This window comes from Flavobacterium shii (assembly GCF_025847235.1).
In the GTDB taxonomy this organism is placed as follows: domain Bacteria; phylum Bacteroidota; class Bacteroidia; order Flavobacteriales; family Flavobacteriaceae; genus Flavobacterium; species Flavobacterium shii.
Map to the genome: position 1 here is coordinate 1 of NZ_JAOZEW010000003.1, position 12984 is coordinate 12984.

At 33.6% G+C, this 12984-nt stretch carries 8 protein-coding genes; 2 read left to right on the forward strand and 6 right to left on the reverse strand.

Annotated features, from left to right (window positions below; genetic code table 11):
- Positions 1-5994 (reverse strand): immunoglobulin domain-containing protein (locus OIU83_RS03745; protein WP_449757786.1); only part of this gene is annotated, 5994 nt, incomplete at its 3' end.
- Between the two features lie 1260 nt (positions 5995-7254).
- Between OIU83_RS03745 and OIU83_RS03750 the strand changes: the two genes are divergently transcribed.
- Positions 7255-7896 carry a LexA family transcriptional regulator gene (locus OIU83_RS03750; RefSeq protein ID WP_264204932.1) on the forward strand — a complete coding sequence of 214 codons (642 nt, stop codon included), beginning with the start codon at positions 7255-7257 and terminating at the stop codon, positions 7894-7896.
- A 35-nt stretch (positions 7897-7931) separates the two neighbouring features.
- Here OIU83_RS03750 and OIU83_RS03755 read toward each other — a convergent pair whose 3' ends face one another.
- From OIU83_RS03755 to rpsF, 4 genes are all read right to left on the reverse strand, one after another.
- Positions 7932-8405: a DUF6495 family protein gene (locus OIU83_RS03755; RefSeq protein WP_264204933.1), complete on the reverse strand. Its 474-nt coding sequence runs from the start codon at positions 8403-8405 to the stop codon at positions 7932-7934.
- A gap of 97 nt (positions 8406-8502) precedes the next feature.
- Positions 8503-8943: a 50S ribosomal protein L9 gene (gene rplI, locus OIU83_RS03760; protein ID WP_039117655.1), complete on the reverse strand. Its 441-nt coding sequence runs from the start codon at positions 8941-8943 to the stop codon at positions 8503-8505.
- 65 nt (positions 8944-9008) lie between these two features.
- Positions 9009-9305: a 30S ribosomal protein S18 gene (gene rpsR / locus OIU83_RS03765; protein WP_002987043.1), complete on the reverse strand. Its 297-nt coding sequence runs from the start codon at positions 9303-9305 to the stop codon at positions 9009-9011.
- A 5-nt stretch (positions 9306-9310) separates the two neighbouring features.
- The gene (gene rpsF / locus OIU83_RS03770) at positions 9311-9652 is read right to left on the reverse strand and encodes a 30S ribosomal protein S6 (RefSeq protein WP_035628733.1); all 342 of its coding nucleotides are present in this window, start codon (positions 9650-9652) and stop codon (positions 9311-9313) included.
- Positions 9653-9819: 167 nt separating this feature from the next.
- Between rpsF and OIU83_RS03775 the strand changes: the two genes are divergently transcribed.
- Positions 9820-10518, forward strand: a complete 699-nt coding sequence (locus OIU83_RS03775) for a LytR/AlgR family response regulator transcription factor (protein ID WP_264204934.1) — start codon at positions 9820-9822, stop codon at positions 10516-10518.
- Positions 10519-10520: 2 nt separating this feature from the next.
- Here the strand turns inward: OIU83_RS03775 and priA are convergent, their stop codons facing one another.
- The gene (gene priA, locus OIU83_RS03780) at positions 10521-12971 is read right to left on the reverse strand and encodes a replication restart helicase PriA (RefSeq protein ID WP_264205200.1); all 2451 of its coding nucleotides are present in this window, start codon (positions 12969-12971) and stop codon (positions 10521-10523) included.
- Positions 12972-12984: the final 13 nt, after the last annotated feature.

Here is a 12984-nt window from a genome sequence, read left to right on the forward strand (position 1 = left end):
GACCAAACAGAAGTCTTGGGTTGTATCTAAGGTTGTTGGGGTTGCAGGATCTGTTACTGTTACTGTTGCAATTTTAAGCTCTCCATTTTTATTTTGACAAGTAAAATCACTTGTTACTGCAACATAATAAGAAAAAGGACTCATAAGTTTAGTTAACCCAGAGACTGTTAAAACTCCCACGTTACTAACTGCATAAGTAACACCTCCAACTACTAATCCATCAGTAATAGGTTGTGTTTTATTAGCATCAAAATACCAGAAAAAGACAGGACTTCCCAAAGTACTTGTTGGTGTTAATACAGCATCAGTATCATGACAAATAGAAGCATTATTTACTGAAATATCTGTTGATAGAGACGTTGGTAATATTGTAAACGTAACTTGTTTTCTATCGCTTGCCAATGTTTCACAATACTCATCTGAACTCACTCCAACATAATAAGTATAAGTTCCAGGAACTAATCCTGTCAAGATTAATTTAGAAGTTGCTTGTCCAGGTACTAACTGACTTGTTGTTCCATTAAAACTATACCAATAATATACTGGATTCGTAAGTACTGGCGTAGCATTTAAAACTGCATCTAAAGTTACTTTGCCATCTTCGGCACAAATAATACTATTATTCCCTCCATTAATTGTTACACTTGCTATTGCTGCTGCTGGAGTTGTAGCTCTAACTACTACAGTTACTTCTCCTCTTGCAAGAGCTGCACAACCATAACGAATTGGTTGAATATAATATTTATAAGTACCTGCTGCTAATGTGGTAGGAAGTGTATATGTTTGACCATCGGCAAGGAAATTTCCTCCTGTTGGGGAATCATACCATTTATAAGTTGAACAATTCATAGGAGGCACTTGTAATGTTATACTGGCGCCGGGGCAGACCGTGACGTTATTATTAATGTCTCCTCCAATGACCTGAGTATTTGTTACACGGTCAATATTATGTACCCTAAGTTGATCTAATACACTTGCAACACCACCAAAAGTTATCGTAACTCTATCGTATGGCTGTGTTTGAGGCGCTACAATAGTCATCGCCATTGTATCTCCGGAAAGTAGTCTTAAACTCAATAAACTACTTGTATTTATGATAGGTCCACCAACAGCAATATTCCCTAAATAAAGCTGAATAGTAAATCCTGTAAGTAAATTAAGATTTAAAATCGTTCCAGGTCTAGAAATTGTTATTCTAAGGCTATCTCCAACCATTGATGGAGTTCTAAAAGTTGCGGTAAGTTCCGCTGCAGCTAGTACCCCTACTCCGCTAAACATTGTGGCATAAGTAGCTATATCTCCATCGGCAATGTTCCATGGATTAGTCACTCCGACAGTAGCAGTTAGTGCTCCAACTCCTAAATCTTTTACACCAGAAAAGACATCCTCAATATCACCCTGACCACAAGTTATTTGTGTTACTTGTTTTTCATAATAAGCATCATAAACATTTATATTTTGTGCTACACTTAAAATCGAACCCAATTGAACCCGAATACCATCATAATCTTTAGGTCCAGTAGCATCAGATGGAACAAATGTATATTCAAATGAGTTTTGGCCTGATAATAAATTTAATAGTGATCCCGATACAGTTTGTAAAGTTCCAATATCAATTGGATTTCCAAGTCCATCACGTTTTGTTCCTATTACCGAAACATTTTGTCCTAATGCAACAGCACTATAATCTGAACCTAACTTAACTGTTACCGAAGTACCTTTTGTTATAGTTGTTGGCCACTGAAGATTTTGCCATGTTGTTCCAATACCCAAAAGACCTAAACCAGTTGTTATTGTCGAATATGTTTGTGGATTACCATCTGCACCATTAGCACCATTTGTAACAGTTCCCGTGATAATAGTTCCCCATTGTTGAGTCGTAGCATATTCTCTTTCTAATAATGGATCACAACTCGCAGGATCGATGACACTAATTGTTATGGTCTGACTATTTGTACAAGTTCCATTACTTGCAATTACTGTATATGTAAAAATACCAACAGTATTAAGTGCGCCTGTATTATTTGATGGTATAGGATTCCCTGATGAATCGTACCATGTAATAGTTCCATTTGATGTTGCAGATAGCGCTACAGAAGCACCTTTATTTACAACAACCGAGCTTGTTACTCCTGTTAAAGTAGGTAATGGATTAATTGTAACTGTTACTTTTTCTTTTGCAGATGAACAAGCTACACCAGTAGTTTGAGCTTGAATCCAATAATCGCCATTTACTGTAATATTCCCTGCATCAGCTTCTGCGATTGGATTGTTTAATGAATCGAAGAAAGTATATGTTGTGTTTCCTGATGTATCAAAATTAGTGATAGCATCTTTTAAATTTACTTTGGCACAACCCGTCAAAGTTGGTGTAACTACTAGGGCTGGACCAACAGGAAAATCTACAACTACCGCATTTAATGTTCCATTTATATTTTCACAAGTACCTCCATTAAGTACCGAAATATAATAGGTATAAGGTGCATCAGTTGCATTAAGTCCACTAACAGTAAGTGCACCAGTTGTAGCATCTTTAGAGAAAGTAACTCCAGGTTGAGAAACAACTGTAGATCCTGTTATAATTTCTTGAGTTTTATTTTGATCTGTATAATATTTAAATTGTGCTCCAGCCAATGTAGTTGTTGGAGACAATACAACACCTCCAGTGCAAGTAGCAGTCAAAGGACTTGTAATTGTTATATCTGTTGCTGTTGGGATAGGCAATACAGTTACTGTTACAGCTTGGCGATTACTATTTAAACATGGTGTACCACCACGGCTTGCTTCCAAATAAAATATAGTAGTCACATTTAATGAAGCAGTTGGATTAACCGCAACTATATTTCCTCCAGTTGGGGCATCATACCAGGTAAAAGTCTGTGTTCCTGTAGCAGATGCTGTTAATGTAGCAGTTTGTCCTGCACAAATTGGAGATGATGCTCCAGTTATTGTAGCATCTGGATATCTATAAGAAGCTTCATAAATATCTAAGCTTGTTAATAAAGTAGCTAATCCGCTTAATCGAATTTGAACACTTGTAAATGGGCCTGCTGCTGCAAAACTCGCTCTAAAACGGTTTCCTCCTAATATCTGAATATTTAAAAGAGAGCTAATAATAGTTTGATCACTATTAGGAACTCCTAAATTAAAACTTTGCAAAGTAATATTCGAAAGGGCACTGATATCAAGAAGTCCCACAGGAATTCCTAATTCGACATCTATAATATCACCTGTCTGACCTACTGTTGGAAAACTTAACATTTGCTGAATATAATCCCCTAGTAAACCAACAGGTATTGAAAGATTAGCAGCAGTTGCATTATTTCCATCCACAGAGGCTCCATCTGCAGTTGAACCGCATAATAAACATCCCGTTGCTCCTCCTTTTGAAGTTACTTGCGTATTAGCCAATAAACAAGAATTGATAGAATTACTTATGGTAACATTAATAACAGCTCTTGTACCATTGGTACAATCTGTAGCTGCACTTCTCGCAGCGATATAAAAGCTTTGATTTGCTGTTAAAGCTGGAGATGGTGTATATGAATTTGTTCCAGATGAAAGTAAATTTCCATTAGTTGGAGCGTCATACCAATCATAAACTACACCAATCACAGGATTTGAAACCTGTAAAGTAACATCTTGCCCAGATTGAATAACAACATTAGACGATGCTACAGTTGGTACTAATGGTAACGGAATGATAATAAGATTTACAGGAGTGCGAGTTGCAGTTATGCAACTTCCTATTGAAGCTTCAACATAATAACTTGTATTAGTAGTTAAAGCTGGAGTCACATAAGATGGACCCGTAAATAATAAATTCCCAGCCGAAGCTGCATCATACCAATTATAAATAGTTCCCGTAACTGGTGCCTGGACACTTAATGTAGTTGCTTGACCACTACAAATTGACGATGGAGAAGCATTTATTGTTGGTGCTACAGGATTATTGACAGTTACAAGAACAGGAAACCTTTCGCTATTCACACAACCATTACGGGTAACTTCAACATAATAAGTAGTATTTGCCGTTAAAACTGGTGTGGTATAAGCAGCTGTACTACTCAATAAAGTTCCTCCAGTTAAAGCATCATACCAATTGATAGTTTCACCCAAAGCAGCATCTGATGTTAAAGTCGTTGTTTGTCCACTACAAATTGTTGTATTACCAGTTATAGTCCTTGCTTTAAATTTATAAGAAGCTCCATAAATATCAAGGCTTGTTAATAATGTTGCCACCCCTCCTAACCTGATCTCAACACGATCAAAGGCAGAACCAGCAGTAATACTTGCACTAAAACGATTCCCTGTTAATAGTTGAATATTTAAAAGCGAACTATTTATAGCCACTCGATCATTATTGTAAGTAGCACCATTATAAGTAGCTACTGTAATATAACTTAGTACACTTATATCTAAGAGTCCGGTTGGAATTCCTAATTGAACTGTAATAACATCTCCCGCTTGACCAGGATTATTAAATTGAAGTGTTTGCTGAATCCATCCATTTATTAAACCAACAGGTACCGACAATCTAGCAGCAGTATTATTATCTCCATCTACCGAATTATTCGGAGTAGTAGAAGAACATAATAAACAAAGTCCGTTTTGACTTGTCTGCTGACTATTTGCGCCCAAACAACCTCCTGACGAACTAGTCGAAACATTTACAACTACTGCCACTCTGGTAGCACTTACACACCCCCCGGCAACATTACGAGACTCTACATAATATGTTTTTGTAGCAGTTAATATTGGAGTGGTAAAGGTATTAGAACTAGCCAATAACATAGTTCCCCCAGTAGGCGCATCATACCAATCCAAGACTACCCCAGGTTCTGTTGTTGATGCACTTAGCGTTGCATTTTGACCAGATAATATTGACACACTCGATGTTAATACTGTTGCAACAGCAGGAACTGGAGTTAAAGTAACACTAACCGGAGTTCGCGTTGCTGTTGTACATGATCCAATCGCAGCTCCAACATAAAAATTAGTAACACCAGTTGATACTGTAGGAGTATAAGTAGTACCTGTAGTTAAGGCTATACCTCCCGTTGCACTACTATACCATGAATAAATTGTTCCTGGTACCGGACTTATCACCGATAATGTAGTCGCCTGTGTAGCTGTAGAAGAACAAATTGCAGTACCACTAGTATCTATAGCTGGTAATATAGGGTTTGAAACATTTATCGTTACAGGAATTCGCTGATCACTTTCGCAACCTACATTTCTCGAAACACTAACATAATAAGTAGTCGTAGCTGTTAAAGCTGGCGTGGTGTAAGTATTAGTATTTGAAAGTGCAGTAGTCGATGTAGGCGAATCATACCAAGCCAATGTTGTTCCAGCGGCGGGTGTAGCAGAAAGAGCTATAGATTGTCCTGAACATATTGTTTGTGTTGCTCCTCCAACAATCGTTGGTGCAGCAAACTGTAAATGCACTTCATATACTCTTAAATTTACCAATAAACTTAAGAGACCACCAGTTTGAATTTTTACACCATTCGCATCACCTGGCAATGTATAGTTTATCACACCTATCGCATTACCTGGTAATAATTGAAGATTAAGTAAACCATTATTTAGTGGTACTGCCGAGCCAACATCTGCTGCTCCGTTTTTTGCCTGAATAGTAATATTTGATAATAAACCAACATCCAACAATCCATTTCCTGTACCTAAATAAATAACAATTTGATCCCCTGCTTTTGCTGTTTGACCAAAGGTTAATGTCTCCTGAGCAAAACAGAGTAAACCAACGGCATTGGTCAATGAAGCATAAGTACTCATACTTCCATCATATGCATCATCTGGAGTAGTCACACTCATCCCAACGCACAGTAATCCACCAGTACTATTGGTCTGCGAAGTTGGTCTACAAAAAGTCTGTGAATAAGAACTCGAAAAAGGAATTAATATCAAAAACAACCACAAATAATTTTGTAAGAATGTCCAATTTTTTATTGTTAAAGAAAATGTTTTCATATTCCTGAGAGATTAATAAAGTGATAAATAAATTCCAATATGATAAATCGACCATCCATCAACAATTGCATATATTTCTATATGCGATTATTAAATAACAAGCCACTATAACAAAGCATCAGATATAAGATTTCTAATACTCTTAAAATATTTTGATTTTAAAATCTGGAAGAATCACTCAGAATTAGTGACAAATTCAATCCTCGAAGCAGGATGCGACTCCTTGATTCGACAAAAAATGAAAGTCGAATAAATTCTAAAAAAAGAACTCAATTCACAAGGATCATTTAAAGTAGATTTTAATTTCATAAAAATATTTTTAAGACATTAGTATTCTATATATTATAATTTCTAATTTTATTATTTGGTCAACATAAGACATGACAATACCCGTATGGTATGTGCATTAAGCTCATCCATAAAAAATAAAAACAAAAAAATAAATTCGACAATTTTAAGTACAAGAAAACATTCACATAATAATCCAAAGAATTAAATTCTCTAGAAATGCAAAAAAACTAAAATCTATTATCTAAAAAAATCAAACAAATAGATTTGATTACTAATACTTGAGAAGTCGATTTATGCTTCAGGGGATTGAAGACTCAACTTAATTATGTCTAGGTATTATTATCGAATATGCAACTCCGATAATCACACCTATATTGACTATGATAAAAATTTAATGAGGAATTGGGAAAAATCAGTTGATTTATAAAACTATTAAACAAGATGAGTTCATTTTTATTTATACAAACAAAAACTGACCCGACATTTAATTTTAGATTGAATGACAATAGTGAAATAGAAAACAAATAAGAGAAAAATTTATTTCTTCTAAAAAAAGTAATTATAAATTCCATAAGCATTAAGATTAAGTAATAATTGACAAAAAATCGTACAAAAAACTTATTTAATTAAAAACTCTTTCCAAGAGCCTTCATGCCATTATGTGGTATTTATTATTTTATAACAGAAAACAAATTTGAATATTAATAAATAATCATTTTTTTTTATATATTGCTCCAAATTTAACACCTGAATCCCCCGATTCTATATAAAATTTAACCTATCTACACTTAATTCAGATCATATCTGGTTTTTGGTGTTATGCAATTTTGAGCAATAATTCACATTTTGAGAAATAACTTAAAACATAGAATTTGTTAATCAATTTTACTGTTAAACTCACAGTATTATGATTAATTAACAAACGTTTAATCATAAATATTTCATAAATGTAAAAATCTTTTTTCGAATATGCAAGTAAAAAAATCACTAAATGCGAATTTAATCTTAAAAAGGTTAAAAAAGGCTTTACATATAAACACAGATATAGAACTATCTAAATTATTGAATATCAAACCAAACACTATCTCTACATGGAAAAAGAGAGATACTTTAGACTTTAATGCAATAATCTCAATTTGCAATCTTCATGAAATAGATTTAAACAAAATACTTACCGAAAAAAGTCATAATGAAAAAAGTACCAATATATTTTTAAATGATACCCCTCTAATAAAAAGAGAAATCCAATTTGAATATTGCCTGGGAAATGAAGATTTATTAAACAGTTTACCTAAATATCACTTCCCCTTCATTCAAACTAAAATTTCGAGAGCTTTTGAGGTAGTCGGTAATAATATGAAACCAATTATAAACGCAAATTCATTCGTAGTTTGCGAAGTTTCCGACATAAATACTATTGAAGAGAATGCTATAGCAGTAATCATAAGTAAAACTAAAGGACTAATTATTAATAGAATACAAAAAAATAACAGCCCTTTAGAAAATAATTTTATTTTAAGTAACGACAATACTTTCTTTAAAAACACAAGTATTGATATTGATGATATTAAGGAAATCTGGACAGTAAAAAACGTCCTTATAACAATGTAAGCAAATAAAAAAATTAAACTAATTCAAGGAATAAATTACGATTCTATAATTGTGTTTATTTGCTTAAACAACTGTCCGTCGCTCAAGAAAGCACCTTGTTGAATTAATTCAAAAATAGAGGTATTACGATCTTCAGTAAAAACCTTCTTCCCTACCTTCATTTCAATAGTTTCTGTAAACATATTATCACTTAACCACTGCAAACCTTCTTTAGTCAAAAAATCAGTTTCAGCAACCAAAGATTTCAAGACTATTGACTGAACATGTGTATCAAAACATTGAAACAGGAAAATATGATTTTTAGAGAAATGCTCTAAAAATTCGGCTCTTGAAAGAACGCCTTCCCAAATTAAATCAGAAAACACATCCAGTTCTTGCTCAGCCACCTCAGGCTTGTTTATTTTGATCGAATCCCACTCTGCCTTATCAATTGCCTGAGTTCCTAAAAAATTAGCAAATTCGGCATGTAATTCATCAAATTGTTCTTTTGTTAATCTTGCGTATTTCATTTTAAAATATTTAAGGCTTTTCTAACCACATTAGATATTTAGTATTCAAAAAAAAATCCCGATTTACATCGGGATTTCATATTATAAATTAAAACTATTACTTCTCAGCAACAATTTCGTATGGTAATTCAACTACAACATCTCTGTGTAATCTTATGCTTGCAGCATATTTACCAGTACGTTTTACGATACCGCTAGTAATAAATTTTCTTTCGATAGAGTTACCAGCTTTTTCCAAAGCTTCAGCAATATCTATGTTAGTGATAGAACCAAAAAGTTTCTCTCCACCAGCTTTTGCGAAAATTTTAATTTCAAGTGCTTTCAATGCTTCAGCTATTTTCTTAGCGTCATCAACAATTTTAGCCTCTTTGTGTGCTCTTTGTTTTAGGTTTTCAGCCAATACTTTCTTTGCAGAAGGTGTTGCTAAATTAGCAAAACCTTGAGGTATTAAAAAGTTACGACCGTAACCAGCTTTTACAGATACTACATCATCTTTAAATCCTAGATTCTGTACGTCTTGTTTTAAAATAAGTTCCATGTTGTTGTCCTTTATTTGAGAAGTTAGGTTCCATCTTACCGGAAACCAACAACTTTAGTTTAATATTATTTTAATAAATCGGCCACGTATGGCATTAAAGCTAAGTGACGTGCTCTCTTAACAGCTACAGACACTTTTCTTTGATATTTTAATGAAGTTCCTGTTAAACGACGAGGAAGAATTTTTCCTTGCTCATTAACGAATTTCAATAAGAAATCTGCATCTTTATAATCGATATATTTGATTCCAGATTTTTTGAAACGACAATACTTTTTAGTTTTGTTAGTTTCTATGTTTAAAGGCGTTAAATATCTGATATCTCCGTCTTTTTTTCCTTTTGCTGATTGCTCTATTGTAGACATAATAATTAAGCTTTTGTAGATTTTAATTTTGTTCTTCTTCTCTCAGCCCAAGAAATAGCGTGTTTATCTAAACTTACAGTTAAGAAACGCATAACTCTCTCGTCACGTCTAAATTCAGTTTCAAAAGCAATAAGAACTTCTCCTGCTACTTTGAACTCAAATAAGTGATAAAAACCACTTTTTTTGTTTTGGATTTCGTAAGCCATTTTTTTCAGACCCCAATCCTCTTTTGATACCATTTCAGCTCCTCTACTAGTAAGAAATTCTTCAAATTTCGTTACTGTTTCCTTCACCTGAACCTCAGATAAAACGGGATTTAAAATGAAAACAGTTTCATAATGATTCATAAATATAATATTTATTTGTTAAAATTTGGTGCAAAAGTAACCATTTATTTTATATATCCAACACTTATTCCCTTTTATTCGACGTATGGTAAAAAATAAGCCTGAAATCTAGTTTTTTATGAAAAATAAATTTACATTTACTATTACATACCTTAAAGTTAAATGTTATGAAACTAAATTGTGTTGTAGTAGATGATAGTTCTATCCAAAGAACTATTATTTCAAAATTAGTCAATAATCATCCTAATTTACACTTGATTGGAGATTTTTCAAATGCAATCGAAGCTAGAAGCTGTATCTCTTTAAACAATATTGATTTGATATTTTTGGATATCGAAATGCCTGTTATAAATGGTTTTGATTTTTTAGATGGACTAAAAACAAAACCTCAAATCATCTTTATTACCTCTAAAGCCGAGTATGCTTTAAAGGCTTTTGATTATGATGCTACCGATTATCTCCAAAAACCCATAGCAATAGATCGTTTTAATGCATCTGTAAAAAGAGCATTAGACCTCTATGCACTAAGAACTGACGTAAAAGAAGATGAAGGTGAGCATATTTTTATAAAAAGCAACCTGAAAAAACTCAAAATTTTTACCGCAAAAATCAAATGGATTGAAGCATTTGGTGATTACGTAAGAGTTGTTACCGAAGACGATAGCAACCTGGTGTTATCAACGATGAAATCCTTTGAAAATGATTTATCAAAAGACAAATTTATTCGCGTTCACAAGTCCTATATTATTAATATAGATAAAGTAGAACGTTTTAATAGTAAGTTTGCCGAAATCGGAATTACAAAAATTCCATTAAGTCGTAATAAAAAAGAAGATTTAGTTCGCGCTTTATCTATAAGTCATTAATATTAATAAAAGTCGACATTTGTTATCACTTTTATTGCTCTATATTGTGCAACAGCCTCAAAACTATTCAGTATCTTCTGAATAGTTTTTTTTGTGCTCCCTAACGGTAGATTTTGCGGAATTTTAATTAAAATAGTTCGGATATATTCATTCCTGATTCGGCTAATAACAGGCTCCTCAGGTCCTAAAACCGGCATATTCAAATTCTGACTCAAAACCTGATATAACCACATCGAACCTTCTTTTAACCTATCAAAATCACGGTGTTTAAGTGTTAATTTAATCAGCCTAAAATAAGGAGGGTATTTATAAATTTGCCTGTCATACAATTGCTCTTTATACATACCAGCATAATTATTATTGGTAACTTGCTGGATTGTATTATGATTTGGGTTATAAGTCTGGATTACAACTTTACCCTGTTTCTCCGAACGTCCTGCACGTCCTGAAACTTGCATCATCATTTGAAAACTACGTTCGAAGGCGCGAAAATCGGGATGAAACAACATATTATCAGCATTCATAATCCCTACCAAACTTACATTATCAAAATCCAGTCCTTTGGCAAGCATTTGTGTTCCTATCAAAATATCAATTTCACGATTTTTAAAACTATCAATGATTTTCTCAAATCCAAACTTACCTCGAGTTGTATCTTGATCCATTCGCCCCGTTTTGGCATTCGGAAAAAGCGCAATCAACTCCTGTTCTATTTGTTCCGTACCAAATCCTTTGGTCGTTAAATCAATACTGGAACAACTATGACAATTTGTTGGTTTTGCCATACTATACCCGCAATAATGACAACGCAATTGGTTTTTATGTTTATGATACGTAAGACTCACATCGCATTGCTGGCATTGCGGCACATGTCCACAAGTAATACACTCTATTATAGGTGAATATCCACGTCTGTTTTGAAACAATATAACCTGCTCGCCTAAGCTTATCGCTTCAGAAATTGCTTCGGTTAAAACATCACTAAAATGCCCCGTCATTCGTTTTCTAAAATACTTATCTTTTAAATCGACCAATGCAATATCCGGCATTCGAACATTATTATAACGTTCTGTAACCGTAACCAGTCCGAATTTTTGTGATTGCGCATTAAAATATGTTTCTAAACTAGGTGTCGCCGATCCCAAAAGCACTTTAGCCTTATGAAGATTTGCCAAAACAATAGCCGCATCACGAGCATGGTAACGAGGCGCTGGATCAACTTGCTTAAAAGTTTGCTCATGTTCCTCATCTACAATTAGCAATCCTAAATTTGCAAATGGCAAGAACAAAGCCGACCTCGCCCCTATTACAATTTGCGCATTTTCAGCATTTGCTAAAGTCTGATTCCAAACCTCAACTCGTTCGTTATTACTATATTTAGAATGAAAAACAGCTACTTTATTCCCAAAATGAATTCGCAATCTGCTAACTAATTGTGTTGTAAGCGCAATTTCAGGCAACAAATACAAAACCTGTCTTCCTGTTACTAAATACCCTTCTATAAGTTTAATATAAATTTCGGTCTTACCACTAGAAGTTACTCCATGAAGCAAACAAACTTCTTTTTCGACAAAACTAGTTTTGATTTCCTCAAAAGCAGTTTGCTGAACCAAACTTAATTGTAATTCTTTCTCGGTACTTTTTCCTGTAAAATTAATTCGATCTTGTTGCAAAAAGTATTCTTCAAAAATTTCTTTTTCAATTAATGCTTTTACAACTGCCGATGATGATTGCGAAGTCTCAACTAATTTCTTAACCGTGATTGGCTTTTTCTCAACTGCACTTAATTGAAAATATGCTAAGACAATTTCTTTTTGCTTGGCAGCATTTTTAAGCACTTCCAATAAATCACTTAACCCTTGATTCGAATCGTATTTATTATGCAACTTAACATAACGAACCAATTTAGGCTTGTAACTTTCCTGAATTTCCTGCTGGAGTACAACAATATCCTTATCTATTAATCTTTGCAGAACAGGAAAAATATTTTTTTTATTTAAAATCGCAACAATATCCTGAACCTTTAACGAACTCTGATGTTGCAAAGCTTCATAAACCAAATATTCCTCATCATTTAAAAGCATTTGATCAACAAAACCATCCGTTTTATGCGAAATCACAGTTTCACTTTCCAGTAACAATCCGCTTGGAAATGCTCCTCGATATACATCGCCAATAGCACACATATAATAGGAAGCAATCCAGAGCCAATGTGCTATTTGAATTTCGGTAGCAATTGGTCTTTCATCTAATATTTGATGAATTTCTTTAGCCTCATACAAAGTTGGCTCCTTTTGATGTGTCTCAAGAACCAATGCAGTATACATTTTACTTTTACCAAAAGGCACAGCAACACGCATCCCTTTCTGAATAAAATTAAACTCAGCTTCGGAAATGCGATACGTAAACGTTTTGGCTAATGAAAGTGGCAAAATGACTTCTACAAAATGCATTTTAAAGATATAT

Bases quoted from the DNA above. Each gene is read 5' to 3' on its own strand.
- OIU83_RS03750 (WP_264204932.1), top strand. From the start codon at position 7,255: ATGCAAGTAAAAAAATCACTAAATGCGAATTTAATCTTAAAAAGGTTA.
- OIU83_RS03755 (WP_264204933.1), bottom strand. From the start codon at position 8,405: ATGAAATACGCAAGATTAACAAAAGAACAATTTGATGAATTACATGCC.
- rplI (WP_039117655.1), bottom strand. From the start codon at position 8,943: ATGGAACTTATTTTAAAACAAGACGTACAGAATCTAGGATTTAAAGAT.
- rpsR (WP_002987043.1), bottom strand. From the start codon at position 9,305: ATGTCTACAATAGAGCAATCAGCAAAAGGAAAAAAAGACGGAGATATC.
- rpsF (WP_035628733.1), bottom strand. From the start codon at position 9,652: ATGAATCATTATGAAACTGTTTTCATTTTAAATCCCGTTTTATCTGAG.
- OIU83_RS03775 (WP_264204934.1), top strand. From the start codon at position 9,820: ATGAAACTAAATTGTGTTGTAGTAGATGATAGTTCTATCCAAAGAACT.
- priA (WP_264205200.1), bottom strand. From the start codon at position 12,971: ATGCATTTTGTAGAAGTCATTTTGCCACTTTCATTAGCCAAAACGTTT.